This window comes from Enterobacter sp. 168J2 (genome assembly GCF_034107265.1).
In the GTDB taxonomy this organism is placed as follows: Bacteria; Pseudomonadota; Gammaproteobacteria; order Enterobacterales; family Enterobacteriaceae; genus Enterobacter; species Enterobacter nematophilus.
In genome coordinates this window covers 1,112,571-1,127,410 of the sequence record NZ_JAWNEB010000001.1, presented here as the reverse complement: position 1 = coordinate 1,127,410, position 14,840 = coordinate 1,112,571, and the positions used below count along the sequence as shown (strand labels likewise).

The following is a 14,840-nucleotide window of genomic DNA, read 5'->3' as shown; positions in this document are numbered from 1 at the left end:
AAAATAGCACATTTCAGAGTTTGTCAGCGTCAACGACTGCCTTGACGAAATCCTGCGGATCTTCCTGAGGGGGATTGTGCCCCACGGTTGCGCCGAAGGTACGGTGTTCATACTTACCGGTGAATTTACCCGCGTAGGCCTGCGGTGCCGGATGCGGCGCCCCGTTGTTTCCGCCTTCGATGGTGATCGTCGGAACGGTGATGTTCGGCAGCGTGGCCAGTTTTTGCTCGTAGGCGTCGTATTTGCGCTCGCCTTTTTCCAGCCCTAAGCGCCAGCGATAGTTACTCAGCGTCACCGCAACGTGATCCGGGTTATCAAGGGATTTGGCGCTGGCGTTGAAGGTTGCATCGCTAAATTTCCAGTCCGGCGAGGCCTGCGACCAGATCAAACGGGCGAAGTCATGCGTGTTTTTGGCATAGCCCTCAGCGCCGCGCTCGGTGGCGAAATAGAACTGATACCACCACTGCTGCTCCGCTTTTGGCGGCAACGGCTGTTTACCAATCTGCTGGCTGCTGATGAGATAGCCGCTCACCGAAACGAGCGACTTGACGCGCTCTGGCCACAGTGCCGCAACGATATCCGCCGTTCGGGCACCCCAGTCATAGCCTGCAAATACCGCCTGCTTGATATTCAGGGCGTCCATCAGGTTCACGATATCTTTCGCCATCGCGGAAGGCTGGCCGTTGCGCGGCGTTTTTGCCGACAGGAAACGCGTGGTACCGTAGCCGCGCAGGGAAGGCACAATCACGCGGTAGCCTTTTGCCGCCAGCGCAGGCGCGACTTCAGCGTAGCTGTGAATATCGTATGGCCAGCCGTGTAACAAAATGACCGGCTGGCCGTCTTTCGGGCCAATGTCGACATACCCGATGTTAAGATCGCCGGCGTTGATTTGCTGTGGGCGATCGAAAGCGGCCGCGAAGTTCGTGCCGGTGGCTTCGGCCTGACAGGACATGACGGTGCCAAGGGTAACGGTGAGAGCAAGCGTTGAGTAAGCGAGTTTGCTGAACATGTTGATATCTCCGGTTGAAAACAATTTACGGGGTTATAACAACAGTTCAATGTATAGCGGATATGTGCGAAAACGCGTTTATTGCAAGCCTGTGTATGTATCTGGAACACGGATACAGTGTGATACAAACACAGGCGCTGTTACCTTAAAGAGAGAGACGATAGCGGACGTAATCGTCTGCGTCACCGTACCGATCGTAGAGTTTACGTGCCGGGTTGTTCTCCCGGGTGACCCAGTAGAGCTTTGACCACCCTTCGCGCTTTCCTTCCGCTATCAGGGCATCAATAAGCGCCTTACCCGCTCCCGCGCCGCGCTCGGCAGCATCAACAAACAGATCTTCCAGGTAGCAGACGGGCGCGGTTGACCAGGTTCCTTCGTGCAGAACACACATTGCGAAACCGATGACCTTTTCGTCTTTCTCTACCACGCGGCAGAACATCGAAGAATGAGTTGAGAGCGCCCTTTCCCATGTTGATGCGGTGACGGACTCCTCGAGGTAGCAATCATAAAAATGGGTATAGCCATCCCACAGCAGTCGCCACTGGGAATAGTCGTCTTCGCGTAGAGGTCTTACCGTCACAGCCATGCGTTCCTCTCATTACAAGTCGATTGCCATTTCAAAACAGCGTAAATCAGCCCCCGCCATACGCGAGTGATGATAGTTTTCGCGCAGCGTCACAAACCCCAGCTTCTGATAAAAGGAGTGGGCGTTAGGCGTTGCATCGAGCCTCAGGCGGGTTATCCCCCGGCTGCGCGCCTCGTTTGTAAGCGCCTCGATAATTCGGGTCGCCATGCCTTTTCCGGTGGCTGAGGGCAAGGTGAATATGGCCTCCAGGCAATGTGTATCAAGATCCAGATAACCGGTTGCCGCAATCACGCCCTTCTCGTCTTCCATCACGTAAAAAGGATATTCAATGACCATTCGGCGGTAATGCTCGGGCATAAGATCCGGCGTCCAGCGTGCAATCACGTCAGCGTCGTAGCTGGTTTTGCAGCCGTGACGAATCGCCTGATTGCGAATATTCCAGAGTATTTCGGCTTCCTGTGGATGAGCAGTTCGTAACGTCATATCACCTCATCTATATTTCGCCATTAAAGAGACGTTGCCCATTTTTGATAGTGAATAACCACAGCACGCCTCACCAGAATGTGATAGAGATGAAAATACCAGAACGCAAACAAAAACATAACGCTTAAATACGGAGATCCGCAGATGACGATACCGACCCTCACGACAGAACGTCTCCTGCTGAAACCGCTGGTTGCCGAAGATGCGGTTCAGATTCAAAAGCTGTATCCGCGCTGGGAGATCGTCCGCTATTTGGTCTCTTCCGTGCCATGGCCCTACCCGGATAACGGTGCGGAAAATTATGTCAACAACGTCGCGCTGCCGGATATGGCAAAAGGGATAGCCTGGATCTGGAGCATCCGCCGTCGTGAAGTGCCGGATGCGTTGATGGGGATTATTTGTCTGTACGATGTTGACGATAACAACCGCGGATTCTGGCTGGCGCCGGAGTTTCAGGGACAGGGTTATATGCGTGAGGCCAGCATTGCGGCGACGGATTACTGGTTTAATACGCTGAACAAATCCGTTTTGCGGGCGCCGAAGGCCGCCGCGAACAGCCGCTCCCGTCGTATTTCAGACAGCAGCGGGATGCGGCTTATCAGAACGGAAAAGAAATCCTACGTCAGCGGGATGCTGGACTCCGAACTGTGGGAAATCACCCGCGACGAGTGGAACGCCCGTCAGGTTAGCTGATAGTGCTTATCCGGCATCAGCCTTTCCGGAATGTTCTCTTCGTCGTTCATCTGCAGCAGATCGCGTTCCATCATGTTGCAAATGGCGTCCAGCGGAAGGTCGTTATCTTCTGTGCCAAACGGGTCTTCCAGCTCTTCCGCCAGGGTGTCCAGCGAGATAAAGGTGTATGAGACCAGCGCCGAGACAAACGGCGTCATGTAGTGCAGATCCACAACCAGCGCGAACGGCAGCATGATGCAGAACAGATACACCGTGCGGTGCAAAATCAGCGTATAGGCAAACGGCACCGGCGTTGTCGCAATGCGCTCGCAGCCGGAAAGGACGATAGACATATCGTTCAGACGGTTGTTCAGGCTGTGGAACAGGATGTCTGAGAGTTGCCCGTTACGCCGCCGCACGGCCAGCCACTCCCCCATAACCAGTAAAATACGGTTCGCCGGCGAGTTGGCGCCCATTACCTGAGCTAAAACGTCCGGTGCAAGATAGCGCGAGAGCTGCTCAGCGTTCATTTCCCGGCGCAGGGTCATGCGCAGGCAGTTGGCAAAGGCGATCTGCAGGCGGACAAACTCCCCCAGGTGCTTATCGTCCGGCAAGGTGTTTTTTACCTCGCGAAACAGCGAGCGTGCCGCTATCATCAGTTGCCCCCAAAGCAGGCGAGCCTCAACGTAGCGTGAATAACAGGCGTTATTTCTGAAACCCAGAAAGATGGCGATCGCCACGCCGAGAATGCTAAACGGCGCCACGGTAAATTTGATGCCCAGCGAGGTATACCACGGCAGCATCAGGATAACGGCGATAGAAAGCAGGAAGTTGAGCAGCAGTCGGGTATAGATTTTGGGAAGTACCGAACCGTGCCAGACAAAAATCAGTTGTAGCCAGTGCTGTTTAGGACGAACAATCATAGTGAGTTTCAGGCAAGAAAAGAGCGTGGCTATTAAACGTGATCCCCCTCACGGTTGCAAGCATGTTAACGGAACATTGCATTTTCTCACCTGAAGAACGAAAGCCGCACGGTGCTGCATCTGTTTTTAAAAACGAGGTAAACAGTATGTTGTAACTAAAATAATGCCTTTCCAAACCCGGCCGAAGCCGGGCCACGTGATTAACAAAGCGGCTTCACCGCCGCGCGCATGCCCTTCAGCAGGATGGCATCAAGATCCAGCGTCACCTGGTCGACGAGACCGTCTACCTTCGTCAGATCCTGCTCCCAGTGCGCCTCCGCGCTCAGCACGGCGTGCACCAGTTCGCGGGTAGCGATCTGATTATCGCGATGCTGCGCCCATAGCTGTTGATACCGTTCCAGCCAGAACGCATCATCCTGCACCGGATAGCTCTCCCCGTTACGCTCCGCGCGATAAAACGCGATCAGTGCAGCCAGCGCAAACGTCAGACGTGCAGGCAGCTGCCCCACTGCCTTATGCCCTGCCAGCAGCTGCGGAAGAATACGCGTGCGGAACTTGGTCATGCCGTTGAGCGCGATGGAAAGCAGCTGGTGTCTTATGTACGGGTTTCGAAAACGCCCCGTTACCGCGCTGGCGAACGATTCCAGCTCGTCGCGGGGCAGATCGAGAACCGGAATGATTTCCTGATAAATCGCTTTCTCGACAAACGCGCACACCTCTGCATCATTCATCGCCTCGCCTACCGTATCCATCCCCGCCAGGAACGCCACCGGCACCAGCGCCGTGTGCGCACCGTTCAGGATTGCGACTTTGCGCTCTTTGTAGGGCCTGATGTCATCCACAATCAGCACGTTAAGCGGATACTGATTCAGACGCAGCTCGCGGGCAAGTGATTCAGGCCCCTGAATAACAAACAGATAGAAGTGTTCAGCCGTGTCCAGGAACCCGTCGTGATAACCCAGCTCGGCCTCAAGCTCGTCCACTTCGTCGCGCGGGTAACCGGTCACGATACGGTCAACCAGCGTTGAGCAGAAGTGGTTTGCCTCGTTCAGCCACTGGATAAAGGCGGCAGGCAGCGCCCACTCCTGCGCATAGCGCAGCACGAGTTCACGCAATGCGTCACCGTTGTAGTCAATCAGTTCACACGGAATGATGACCCAGCCCTTGTCATGCGCGCCGCTAAAGTGGCTGAAGCGCTCAAACAGCAGGCGCGTTAGCTTCGCCGGGTAGCTGACGGCAGGCGCATCGTCGAACTTATCCCCCGCGTGATAGCTGATTCCGGCTTCGGTGGTGTTCGAGAAAACAAAGCGCATATCCGGACTGTGTGCCAGTTTCAGAAATGCGTCGTAATCGTCGTAGACGCTGATTTCATGGTTAACTGAGCGGATAAGTCGAGCTTCGCTCACCTCTTCGCCCTGCTCATTCAGGCCACGAATGAGGGTGGTATAGAGACCATCCTGCGCGTTCAGCGACGGCGGGAAGTCGCTCTGAATAGGACGAACGATAACCACACCGGCGTTGAGATCGGTATGTTCATTCAAAAGGTCAATTTGCCAGTCGACAAACGCACGCAGGAAATTGCCTTCGCCAAACTGAATAATGCGTTCGGGATACTGCGCACCGGGAAAATCACGACGGTTGAGCGTGTTCACAAGAGGGTTCCTTTTATGATTAGTCATACAGCCTGATAAGATTGGTACGATAACTTATCAAAACTTTACGACCAGAAACCCTGTTTCGATCAATCCCCGGCGTGGTTGTGAAAAATTATAAGAATTTATAGAACACTGACGTGGCCGTCAGGGCGCCGTCCGGCATCAGGGCGTAGCGCGGGATCTCACCGACCTTTTGCCAGCCGGCGCGCTGGTAGAAGGTTTCGGCGCCGCTGCCGGTGGAGGTATCGAGCACCAGAACCGAAATGTTTCTGGCCCGGGCCTCAGCTTCCAGCGCTTCCATCAGCGCCATTGCGGCTCCTTTGCGACGCGCTTTTTCATGAACCAGCAGCTTTGCAACATCCGCACGGTGCGGCTGGTTTTCCGGCTGGTCGGTAATCAATTGTACCGTGCCTATAACGCCCTCCTGCGGATCAATACTCGCCAGCACAACGCGCTCGTTGCGCCCTACGCTGTCAGCTATGCCGAGCCAGAATGAACGGGCCTTCTCCAGGTTAAAGGGCAGCATAAAGCTGACGGATGCGCCGCCGTTAACGCAGTTTTCGAGGATTTCGGCCAGCGCATCAAGATGGGTGAGAATGTCGTCGCGGGTGAGGTTTTTGATTTGCAGTGAGGTATTCATTTTTTGTCCTTACGTTGAATACCCTCACTTTGCATTTAACATTTTATTAACGCAAACGGAACGGTCATACGCTTTTGTTATGTCATCTGGCCCGCTGCCGCTGCTGCTTCATGGCATACATTTTTTCATCGGCATCTTTGAGCCACTGCTGCAGGTCGTTGCCGTTATGATCGAATTCGCTGAGCCCCCAGGAGAACAGAAGCGACCACGGATGTAGCTTGCGCGCATTGTAGTTTTCGACCTGCTCGGCGAGATACTGCATGGCAATCCACGCGCCCTTCTCATCCGTATCGGCAAACAGCACGGCAAACTCATCGCCACCGAAACGAACCAGCAGATCCGCTTCGCGGAAAGAGGCACGCATCAGCTGCGCCATGGTTTTTAACGCCTTATCCCCCTCTTCGTGCCCGTAGCGATCGTTAATCTCCTTGAAACGATCCAGATCCAGCCAGCCGAGCGTTAACGGCTCAGCCCGGCGTCGGGCGATGGAGAGCGTGAACCGCACGAGCTGATTAAAGCCCCGTCGGTTGAATAATCCGGTCAATTCATCCGTGGTCGCCGCGCTGATTGCCGCAAACTCATCTTCAGCAAGCGCGCCCAAATCCCCCAGCACGGCGAGATCGGCCGCTGAGAACTCCCGCGGTGCGTAGTCAATCAGGCAAAGCGAGCCAACGCTTGCACCGTTGCGCAAGCGCAGCGGAAAGCCTGCGTAAAACCGCACGCGAGGTTCGCCGGCCACCAGCGGGTTATCCGCAAAACGATCGTCCTGAAGCATATCCCCGACGATCAGCGGGGCTTCGGTGAGGATGGTATGGCCACAAAAAGAGATGTTGCGCGGAACGGAATCGGGTGCCTGCCCATCCGCCGACTTAACGATCAGCGTATGCTCATCAATAAGGTTGACCATTGCCAGCGGTACCTGGAAAAAGCGTTTTGCCAGACGCGTTAAGCGGTCAAACGCCGGGGAACTGTCAATCTCAAGCAGACCCGATTCGCGCAGCGCGTGAAGTCTGTCAATTTCATTTTCAGGTGTTGCAGGTGCTTTCATAATGTCTCCTGACGTAAAGCGTTACTCAAAGCGTAGCTTAAACAGAGACATTGTCAGTATGACAACATCCTGTTCGTCCGCCGCCCGGGCGCTGGTAATCACTCCATATGGAAGTCTCGTCAAATTTGGGCGTTCATGTGTAACACCAGCCAGTGGTGGATCACGCTGACGATATAATGTTGCTGCTGCTCGCTCAGCTGCACGCCCTGGGGAATGTTATGCCATTTTGCCAGACAGCCCCGGCAGCAGGTCGCGGTGGCGTGCTGGGCGATAAACACCGGGTGGCCGCGCATGGGCGTCTGCTTGCCGTCGTTTGCCGGTTGCGCGGGTGCAAGGCGTTTAGCGACAAAATCGGCGGCATGCTGGTCAATGGTTTCGGGGCCTTTGTCCCAGCAGTACTGTCGTTCCTTATTGCCCAGGCGGAAGCGCGAGCGAAACGTCGATCGCGCCAGGCGGGAAAAGAGAGGATCCAGGTCAGACATCAGTATACGGAACGTCCCAGACGTTGGGTCAGCTTCTCCAGAACCGCCACGCCGGCAAGTGAATTTCCCGTTTCATCCAGCTCCGGGCTCCAGACGGCAATCGCCATTTCGTGCGGCACAATCGCCACCACCCCGCCGCCAACGCCCGATTTCGCCGGAAGGCCAACCCGCCAGGCAAACTCCCCGGCGTTCTGATACATGCCGCTGGTTGCCATCAGGGCGTTAACCTGACGCGCCTGAAGCGGGGAAACCACCTCCTGATCGAGATGCGGCGCGTGCCCCTGGTGCGCAAGGAACAGAAACGTCTGGGCCAGCTCAACGCAGTTCATCTTCAGGGCGCAGTAATGGAAGTAGTTTTGCAGCACGGTCGCCACGTCGTTGTGGAAGTTACCGAAGGATTTCATCAGCCAGGCGATAGCCGCGTTGCGGGCGGAGTGTTCAAACTCCGAGCGCGCCACCACCGAATCATAGGCAATGTCGTCCACGCCCGAGAGCTGACGAACGATCTCAAGCATTCGCTGACGCGGTGCGCTGAGGCGGCTTTGCAGCATATCGCAGACCACCAGCGCCCCGGCGTTGATAAAGGGGTTACGCGGTTTACCCTGCTCGATTTCGAGCTGAAGCAGTGAGTTAAAGGGCTGGCCGGACGGATCTTTTCCCACGCGCTGCCAGATCTCCTCTTCCTCGTACTGGCGCATCGCCGCGACCAGACTCAGCACTTTAGAAATAGACTGAATGGAGAAACGTTCCGTGGCATCGCCTGCCTGGAATCGCTGTCCGTCTATGGTACAGATAGCGATGCCCAGCTTATTCCCGCTCACCGAGGCAAGGGCCGGAATGTAGTCGGCCACCTTCCCCTTTCCCAATAACGGACGAACCTGCGCCAGAATCTCGTCCAGCATCTCATTATGGATGACCGCAGCCACTCTTTTTGCTCCTTGCCCTCAGGCTAAAACGGGCTGCGAGTATAACAGAGGCTAATGTATTGCGTCAGGCGCTAAGACGAAAACGCGAAACGGCCTGCAATAAAAGATCGGACTGATTTTGCAGGCGTTCTGAGGCCTCCGAGGCGTCAGAGACCAGCAAATCCGTCTGGCGCGAGACCTGATTTAGCGCCTGAAGCTGGCGCGTCATCTGGTGAATGCTCTCTCCCTGACTGAGCGTGGCGGTAGAGATTTCATTCAGCAAACTGCTTAAATTGCCCACCAGACCGGTAACCTGCTGCAAATTCTCTTCCATCAGATTCACGGCGCGGGAGCCATCTTCAATGCCCTGCACGGAGCGGTTGATCAGCTCCTGAATGGTCTGCGTCGAGTGGCTGCTCTTTCGCGCCAGGAGCCCGACTTCCCGGGCGACGACGGCAAACCCGCGCCCCTGGTTCCCGGCATGGGCGGCCTCAATGGCGGCGTTCAGCGCCAGAATGTTTGTCTGAAACGCCACGCTGTCGATCATCGCCACGATCCCGCGCATCTCTGACGATCGCTCGACGATCGCCTGCATGGACGCATTCACGGTGGACATCATCTGGTCGCCTCCTACCGCGGCCTGACGCGCTTCATCCGCCCGCGAGCTGGCGAGCCGGGCATAGCCGGTATTCCCTTCCACGTGGGTTTCCAGCGCCGCGATATGCGTTGTCACCTCCTCCAGCTCCCTGGCCTGACGCGCCGACTGCTGATACAGCTTTTGGTTTCCCTCTGCCAGGGAGCCAATGTTCTCCACCATCGTGGCCGTGGCGTGGCTGACCTGGGTCACCAGCTGCTGCAGGCCGCGCTGCATGGTGGCAATGCTGTCGCTGAGCTGCCCGGTCTCCCGGTTAAAGCGCATTACGTTTGGCGGCGTGCCGGAGAGATCTCCGGCGGCCAGCCGGTTGATGTGCGCAATAAGCCGACGCAGCGGCGTAATCACCCACCTGGACATGCCGAACCAGACGGCTACGGCGATGGCGAGCAGCTGCACCGGCGCCAGCAGGAACAGCGTTTGCAGACCAGAAAGCTGCGCCATCAATGCCTGACGCCCCTGCATGGCCTGCTTCTCGCTGGCCTGCTGATAGCGCGCGTAGTTGTCGTTAAAGTCGGTCTGAAACGCCTGCGCCGGCACGGCAAAAAAGGCATCAATGGAGTTGGTTCTGACAAGCGCTTCCGATTGCTCTTTAATGGCATCGTAGAAAAGCTGATAGCTGTTAATCAGCGCCTCATCTTTTGGCGGGCTGAGCGCCAGCCAGGCCTTCCACGCCTGCTGAGAAACCGCCAGCGACTTTTGCGCGTCGTCCATCAGGCTGTGCCAACTTCCCTCCGAGCCGGTCTCTTTATCCTGCATAAACCAGACGCCGGAGCGGTTGAGCAGATCGCTCGCCGCCAGCAGGGAGACGCGCGCCAGATCCAGCTTGCTCTGCTGCTGATACGCCAGCAGGTTTTGCCGTTCATTGCGCTGCGCCTCCTTCAGGGAAGCGTTCAGCAGAAAGGATGAGGAGAGCTGCAGCGCGGAGAAAAGGCCAATAATACAAAAGATACCCGTCAGCAGGCCAAACTGGCGAGGGATAAGACGCTGCGCAATACGACGAAAAATTTGCGTTAGATTCATAATTTTCTTCAGTAACAAGACGTTATACGCGTGCGAGTCTACGAAACGAAAATGACAGAACCATTGCAGATAAATGACAACGGCCCTCGTGATGAGGGCCGAAAAAATTACACGCGATCCTTCCACACCGTCTGCACATTACAGAATTCGTGCAGCCCGAAATGGGAAAGCTCTCGGCCAAAGCCACTCTTCTTCACGCCGCCAAAGGCCACGCGCGCGTCGCTGGCGCTGTAACCGTTGATAAACACCCCGCCGCACTCCAGCTCGCGAGAGAATTTATCCGCAAGCGCTGCGTCGGCGGTGAAGACCGTGGCAGAGAGGCCAAAGTCGCTGTCGTTGGCAAGCGCCAGGGCGTGCGCCGCGTCTTTCGCAACCGTAATGGCCGCAACCGGACCAAACAGCTCCTGGCGGAAGGCCGTCATTGACGGGGTGACGTTCGCCAGCACGGTTGGCGCGTAATAATTCCCCTCACCGCTGATTTTCTCTCCCCCCAGCAGCAGCGTTGCCCCTTCAGCCAGGCTCGCCTGCACCTGTTGATGCAGTTCATCGCGCAGGTCATAGCGCGCCATCGGGCCAAGGTAGTTCTCTTCTTCATCCGGCGCGCCCATCTTTAACGCGGCGACGGCGTCAACGAAGCGTCGGGTAAAGGTATCTGCAATACCCGCTTCCACAATGAAGCGTTTGGCCGCAGCGCACACCTGCCCGGTATTCTGGTAGCGCCCTGCTACCGCCGCCTTCACGGCAAGATCCAGGTCGGCGTCGTTGAGAACGATGAACGGGTCAGAGCCTCCCAGCTCAAGAACGCATTTTTTCAGCGCCGCCCCCGCCTGCGCGCCAATGGCGGCCCCGGCGCGCACGCTGCCGGTCACGGTCACCGCCGCAATGCGGCGATCGTTAATCGCCTGGCTTACGCCGTCATTGGTGGCGTTCACCCAGCCGAACACGCCTTCAGGAAAACCTGCGTCCGCAAAAATCTGCGCGATAAGTTCCGCCGAGCCGAGCACGTTGGGGGCGTGTTTGAGCAGATAGCTGTTGCCCGCCAGCAGGATCGGCACCGCGCCGCGCAGCACCTGCCAGAGCGGGAAGTTCCACGGCATCACCGCCAGAATCGGACCCAGCGGGCGATACTCAATGACCGCGTTGTGATTCTCGACCTGCGTGGGTTCAGCATTCAGCATCGCCGGGCCATGTTCGGCATACCAGTCGCAGAGACCGGCTGATTTCGCCACTTCCGCTCGCGCCTGCTGAATGGGTTTTCCCATCTCGCGGGACATCATCCGGGCCATCTCTTCCGCGCGACCGCGCAGCGCGGCGCCGAGATCCCGCAGCTTCTGCGCCCGGTGGGCAACGCTTAAGCGCCGCCACTGACGAAAGCCCGCATCAGCCAGCGCGACGGCACGTTCAACCTCTTCCTGCGTCGCCCACGGATACGAGGCGAGCGTTTCGCCCGTTGCAGGGTTAACGGACAAAGCATGTGTAGCAGATGAATATTTCATGATGTTCTCCACGCGTTTCGGTTGATTAAGTGTGGCTCACTCTGCTATTTCTTAAAAATGAATAATACTGACCACCTTATTCACGAAACGAGAATGCTATGGATTTAACCCAGCTTGAAATGTTTAACGCCGTCGCGCTGACGGGAAGCATCACCCAGGCGGCGCAGAAGGTGCATCGCGTTCCTTCGAATCTGACGACCCGCATCCGCCAGCTGGAGGCCGATCTTGGCGTTGAGCTGTTTATTCGTGAAAACCAGCGTTTGCGCTTATCTCCCGCCGGACATAACTTCCTGCGCTACAGCAGGCAGATCCTGGCGCTGGTGGATGAAGCGCGCATGGTCGTCGCGGGCGATGAGCCGCAGGGGCTTTTTGCCCTCGGCGCGCTGGAGAGCACCGCCGCCGTGCGCATCCCTGAGACGCTGGCGCAGTTTAACCAGCGCTATCCGCGCATCCAGTTTGCCCTTTCTACCGGGCCGTCCGGGACGATGATTGATGGCGTACTTGAGGGAACCCTGAGCGCCGCCTTTGTCGACGGGCCGCTGTCGCACCCGGAGCTGGAAGGAATGCCGGTCTACCGGGAAGAGATGATGCTGGTCACCCCTGCCGGGCAGGCGGAGGTGACGCGCGCTGCGCAGGTGAGCGGCAGCGACGTTTATGCCTTTCGCGCAAACTGCTCGTATCGCCGGCACCTGGAGAGCTGGTTTCATGCAGACAGAGCCGCGCCGGGACGCATTCATGAGATGGAGTCCTATCACGGCATGCTCGCCTGCGTCATTGCGGGCGCGGGCATCGCGCTGATGCCGCGCTCAATGCTGGAGAGTATGCCTGGCCACCATCAGGTTGAAGCCTGGCCGCTGGCGGAAAACTGGCGCTGGCTCACCACCTGGCTGGTGTGGCGACGCGGGGCGATGACCCGCCAGCTGGAAGCGTTTATAGCGCTGCTAAACGAACGTCTTCAACCAGCGCCTTCTCCATAAACAGGCTGAGCGGGTCGTCAGCATACGGGGGAAATGCCGGACGCACATCGTATCCACACTGTTCATAGAGACGAATCGCGGCGGGTTGTTTGATACCCGTCTCCAGGCGTACCGTGTGGCAGTGACGGCTCAGGGCCTCGTCTTCCAGGGCGGCCAGCAGCGTCTCTCCGAGATGCTGCCCACGATGGGCCGGATCGATATAGACCCGCTTCATCTCCCCCGTTCCGTCGCCGTTGAGCACGATGGCCCCGCAGCCCACGGCCTGTAGCTGCTGGTCGCGGACGATCATCAGGATGAGCGACGTTTCCGGCAGCGCAGCCAGATCGAGCAGATGATTGCTCTCAGCGGGATAGAGTTCGCTCTGATAGCGGTCAAGCGCCGCTATCAGTTTGAGAATGTCAGGGTGACGGGCAGATTCAGAGGTAATGGAATACATGGCAGGCTCCTTGCTTGTTTTTTAGACTCAATTCCAACATAGCGCAGCCCTGCCAGGGTGCTTCATAGTATTAACTTATAGCCCTGTCCGGCTAGCGTAAGAAGATACGCCCTTTCAGATACAGCGTGGCCTGGCCGCCAATCAGCACGCGGTCGCCCTTCAGCTCACAGCGAAGATCCCCGCCGCGGTACGACACCTGGCGGGCGTTAAGCGACGTCTTACCCAGCCTTTCACTCCAGTAGGGGATCAGCATGCTGTGCGTGGACCCGGTAACCGGATCTTCCGGCACCCCTTCGCCCGGGCAGAAGAAGCGGCTGACGAAATCATATTCCCCCTCGCCCGGTGCGGTCACGCAGACCATTTTATCCAGCGGAACCATCGCCCCAATATCCGGCGTTAGCGCCTCCACCTGCTGCTGGCTCTCCAGCACTACGATGTAGTCTCGCCCGACGCGCACCTCTTTTGCCGCCGGGATGCCCAGCGCGCTAAACAGCGCTGGCGGTGGGTTATCAACGACCTCCGTCGACCACGCGGGGAAATTCAGCGTCAGCCAGTCGCCGCTGCGTTTGACCGTCAGCTCGCCCACGAAGCGCGTGGTAAAGTGGATTTCCGTATGCGGATAGTCCAGATACTCAAAAATAACGTGTGATGCCGCGAGGGTCGCATGCCCGCAGAGGTTAATTTCATGCAGCGTGGTGAACCAGCGCAGTTCAAATCCTTCGTCGGTGCGCACAAAAAACGCGGTCTCCGACTGGTTATGCTGCTGCGCCATTTTGAGAAGCGTCTCGTCCGGGAGCCACTCTTCCAGAGGACATACCGCTGCCGCGTTGCCGCCAAAGGTTTTGTCGCTGAAGGCATCCACCAGATAAAAATCAATTTCCCGCATTGTCTCTTCCTCTCTTGTTATCAGTTTTAGCGCAGATACACAGTGCCTTTCAGGTAGCACGACGCCTGACCGCTCATCAATACGCGCTCCCCTTTTAGCTCGCAGCGCACATCCCCACCGCGCGTCGAGACCTGACGGGCAAACATCGCCGTTTTCCCCAGCTTTTCGCTCCAGTAGGGGATCAGCATCGTGTGCGCGGATCCGGTGACCGGATCTTCCGGCACGGAAACGCCCGGCGAGAAGAAGCGGCTGACAAAGTCATATTCCCCTTCGCCCGGTGCCGTCACGCTCACCTTATGCTCGCCCGGCGTCATCGCCGAAAAGCGCGGGGCAAGCGCTTCAACCTGCTGGCGGTTTTCCAGCACAATCACCCAGGCGCGGCCTTTGCGGGCTTCAACGTAATCGTGGATACCGAGCGCCGCAAGCATCTCCGGCGGCGGCGTCTCTTCACGGGTCGGACACGCCGGGAAGTCCAGCGTCATCCATTCTCCCTCCCGGCTGACCGTCAGGCGGCCAGAGGCGGTATCAAAGTGGATCCGCGAGTCGGGGTAATCGAGTTCATTAAACAGAACGTGCGCGGCGGCCAGGGTGGCGTGGCCGCAGAGATTGACTTCAGTGAGCGTGGTAAACCAGCGTAGCTCAATGCCGCCTTTCGTGCAGACGAAAAATGCGGTTTCCGACTGGTTATGCTGCTGCGCCATTTTCAGTAACGTTTCATCCGGCAGCCATTCGTTCAGCGGGCAAACCGCCGCGGGATTGCCGCCGAACGAGGTATCGCTGAACGCATCTACCAGATAAAAATCAATCTCCTGCATTGTCTTACCGCCCGTTTTTGCTGTGTTGTACTTTTATATTCAATGAAAACAGCGCCTCCGGCTACCGCTTTCATAAGGTAAATATTGAGATCTGCGTCACATAATGATTGAGTTTTCGCCGTTCGACGTTTTAAGATCGTCTCCTCTTCTTT

At 57.2% G+C, this 14,840-nt stretch carries 16 protein-coding genes; 2 read left to right on the top strand and 14 right to left on the bottom strand.

The annotated features are described in order from the left end of the window. Positions 1 to 13: 13 nt before the first annotated feature. The 3 genes from USG84_RS05490 to USG84_RS05480 form a co-directional block, all read right to left on the bottom strand. The gene (locus USG84_RS05490; RefSeq protein ID WP_320738195.1) at positions 14 to 1,009 is read right to left on the bottom strand and encodes an alpha/beta hydrolase; all 996 of its coding nucleotides are present in this window, start codon (positions 1,007 to 1,009) and stop codon (positions 14 to 16) included. A 145-nt stretch (positions 1,010 to 1,154) separates the two neighbouring features. Continuing rightward, positions 1,155 to 1,595, bottom strand: a complete 441-nt coding sequence (locus tag USG84_RS05485) for a GNAT family N-acetyltransferase (protein ID WP_151413730.1) — start codon at positions 1,593 to 1,595, stop codon at positions 1,155 to 1,157. A gap of 12 nt (positions 1,596 to 1,607) precedes the next feature. Then, a complete protein-coding gene (locus tag USG84_RS05480; protein ID WP_151413731.1) occupies positions 1,608 to 2,078 on the bottom strand; it encodes a GNAT family N-acetyltransferase in 471 nt (156 codons plus the stop codon). 144 nt (positions 2,079 to 2,222) lie between these two features. On the opposite strand from USG84_RS05480, the gene USG84_RS05475 reads away from it, so the two are divergent. Then, positions 2,223 to 2,771 carry a GNAT family N-acetyltransferase gene (locus USG84_RS05475; RefSeq protein ID WP_151413732.1) on the top strand — a complete coding sequence of 183 codons (549 nt, stop codon included), beginning with the start codon at positions 2,223 to 2,225 and terminating at the stop codon, positions 2,769 to 2,771. On the opposite strand, the gene USG84_RS05470 is transcribed toward USG84_RS05475, so the two are convergent. From USG84_RS05470 to sad, 8 genes are all read right to left on the bottom strand, one after another. Then, positions 2,759 to 3,673 carry a bestrophin family protein gene (locus USG84_RS05470; protein WP_151413733.1) on the bottom strand — a complete coding sequence of 305 codons (915 nt, stop codon included), beginning with the start codon at positions 3,671 to 3,673 and terminating at the stop codon, positions 2,759 to 2,761. The genes USG84_RS05475 and USG84_RS05470 overlap by 13 nt on opposite strands. Positions 3,674 to 3,873: 200 nt before the next feature. Further along, on the bottom strand, positions 3,874 to 5,325 hold the full coding sequence (locus USG84_RS05465) for a tagaturonate reductase (protein ID WP_151413734.1): 1,452 nt from the start codon (positions 5,323 to 5,325) through the stop codon (positions 3,874 to 3,876). 115 nt (positions 5,326 to 5,440) lie between these two features. Beyond that, on the bottom strand, positions 5,441 to 5,968 hold the full coding sequence (locus tag USG84_RS05460) for a GNAT family N-acetyltransferase (protein ID WP_061098212.1): 528 nt from the start codon (positions 5,966 to 5,968) through the stop codon (positions 5,441 to 5,443). A gap of 82 nt (positions 5,969 to 6,050) precedes the next feature. Further along, positions 6,051 to 7,016 carry a sensor domain-containing diguanylate cyclase gene (locus tag USG84_RS05455; protein WP_151413735.1) on the bottom strand — a complete coding sequence of 322 codons (966 nt, stop codon included), beginning with the start codon at positions 7,014 to 7,016 and terminating at the stop codon, positions 6,051 to 6,053. 119 nt (positions 7,017 to 7,135) lie between these two features. After that, positions 7,136 to 7,498 carry a DUF4186 domain-containing protein gene (locus USG84_RS05450; protein ID WP_151413736.1) on the bottom strand — a complete coding sequence of 121 codons (363 nt, stop codon included), beginning with the start codon at positions 7,496 to 7,498 and terminating at the stop codon, positions 7,136 to 7,138. Next, positions 7,498 to 8,424 (bottom strand): glutaminase B, encoded by a 927-nt coding sequence (glsB, locus tag USG84_RS05445; protein ID WP_059355133.1) that lies wholly within the window; start codon positions 8,422 to 8,424, stop codon positions 7,498 to 7,500. The genes USG84_RS05450 and glsB overlap by 1 nt, the downstream gene beginning before the upstream one ends. A gap of 64 nt (positions 8,425 to 8,488) precedes the next feature. Then, positions 8,489 to 10,078: a methyl-accepting chemotaxis protein gene (locus USG84_RS05440; protein WP_253541993.1), complete on the bottom strand. Its 1,590-nt coding sequence runs from the start codon at positions 10,076 to 10,078 to the stop codon at positions 8,489 to 8,491. A 107-nt stretch (positions 10,079 to 10,185) separates the two neighbouring features. After that, entirely contained in the window at positions 10,186 to 11,574 is a 1,389-nt protein-coding gene (gene sad, locus USG84_RS05435; RefSeq protein WP_253541990.1) for a succinate-semialdehyde dehydrogenase, read from the bottom strand. 98 nt (positions 11,575 to 11,672) lie between these two features. Here sad and ptrR point away from each other — a divergent pair, with 98 nt between their 5' ends. Further along, complete coding sequence (ptrR, locus tag USG84_RS05430; protein ID WP_063438018.1) at positions 11,673 to 12,551, top strand: putrescine utilization regulator PtrR; 879 nt, start codon at positions 11,673 to 11,675, stop codon at positions 12,549 to 12,551. Here ptrR and USG84_RS05425 read toward each other — a convergent pair. From USG84_RS05425 to USG84_RS05415, 3 genes are all read right to left on the bottom strand, one after another. Continuing rightward, positions 12,505 to 12,987 carry a GNAT family N-acetyltransferase gene (locus USG84_RS05425; RefSeq protein WP_061098218.1) on the bottom strand — a complete coding sequence of 161 codons (483 nt, stop codon included), beginning with the start codon at positions 12,985 to 12,987 and terminating at the stop codon, positions 12,505 to 12,507. The two genes, ptrR and USG84_RS05425, sit on opposite strands and share 47 nt — an antisense overlap. A gap of 91 nt (positions 12,988 to 13,078) precedes the next feature. Beyond that, positions 13,079 to 13,873, bottom strand: coding sequence for a PhzF family phenazine biosynthesis protein (locus tag USG84_RS05420; RefSeq protein ID WP_151413737.1), 795 nt, complete (start codon positions 13,871 to 13,873; stop codon positions 13,079 to 13,081). Positions 13,874 to 13,899: 26 nt separating this feature from the next. Further along, a complete protein-coding gene (locus USG84_RS05415; RefSeq protein ID WP_151413738.1) occupies positions 13,900 to 14,688 on the bottom strand; it encodes a PhzF family phenazine biosynthesis protein in 789 nt (262 codons plus the stop codon). Positions 14,689 to 14,840: the final 152 nt, after the last annotated feature.

Excerpts from the sequence above, each read along its gene's own strand:
- USG84_RS05490 (WP_320738195.1), bottom strand. The coding sequence starts at position 1,009 with ATGTTCAGCAAACTCGCTTACTCAACGCTTGCTCTCACCGTTACCCTT.
- USG84_RS05485 (WP_151413730.1), bottom strand. The coding sequence starts at position 1,595 with ATGGCTGTGACGGTAAGACCTCTACGCGAAGACGACTATTCCCAGTGG.
- USG84_RS05480 (WP_151413731.1), bottom strand. The coding sequence starts at position 2,078 with ATGACGTTACGAACTGCTCATCCACAGGAAGCCGAAATACTCTGGAAT.
- USG84_RS05475 (WP_151413732.1), top strand. The coding sequence starts at position 2,223 with ATGACGATACCGACCCTCACGACAGAACGTCTCCTGCTGAAACCGCTG.
- USG84_RS05470 (WP_151413733.1), bottom strand. The coding sequence starts at position 3,673 with ATGATTGTTCGTCCTAAACAGCACTGGCTACAACTGATTTTTGTCTGG.
- USG84_RS05460 (WP_061098212.1), bottom strand. The coding sequence starts at position 5,968 with ATGAATACCTCACTGCAAATCAAAAACCTCACCCGCGACGACATTCTC.
- USG84_RS05455 (WP_151413735.1), bottom strand. The coding sequence starts at position 7,016 with ATGAAAGCACCTGCAACACCTGAAAATGAAATTGACAGACTTCACGCG.
- USG84_RS05450 (WP_151413736.1), bottom strand. The coding sequence starts at position 7,498 with ATGTCTGACCTGGATCCTCTCTTTTCCCGCCTGGCGCGATCGACGTTT.
- USG84_RS05440 (WP_253541993.1), bottom strand. The coding sequence starts at position 10,078 with ATGAATCTAACGCAAATTTTTCGTCGTATTGCGCAGCGTCTTATCCCT.
- sad (WP_253541990.1), bottom strand. The coding sequence starts at position 11,574 with ATGAAATATTCATCTGCTACACATGCTTTGTCCGTTAACCCTGCAACG.
- ptrR (WP_063438018.1), top strand. The coding sequence starts at position 11,673 with ATGGATTTAACCCAGCTTGAAATGTTTAACGCCGTCGCGCTGACGGGA.
- USG84_RS05425 (WP_061098218.1), bottom strand. The coding sequence starts at position 12,987 with ATGTATTCCATTACCTCTGAATCTGCCCGTCACCCTGACATTCTCAAA.
- USG84_RS05420 (WP_151413737.1), bottom strand. The coding sequence starts at position 13,873 with ATGCGGGAAATTGATTTTTATCTGGTGGATGCCTTCAGCGACAAAACC.
- USG84_RS05415 (WP_151413738.1), bottom strand. The coding sequence starts at position 14,688 with ATGCAGGAGATTGATTTTTATCTGGTAGATGCGTTCAGCGATACCTCG.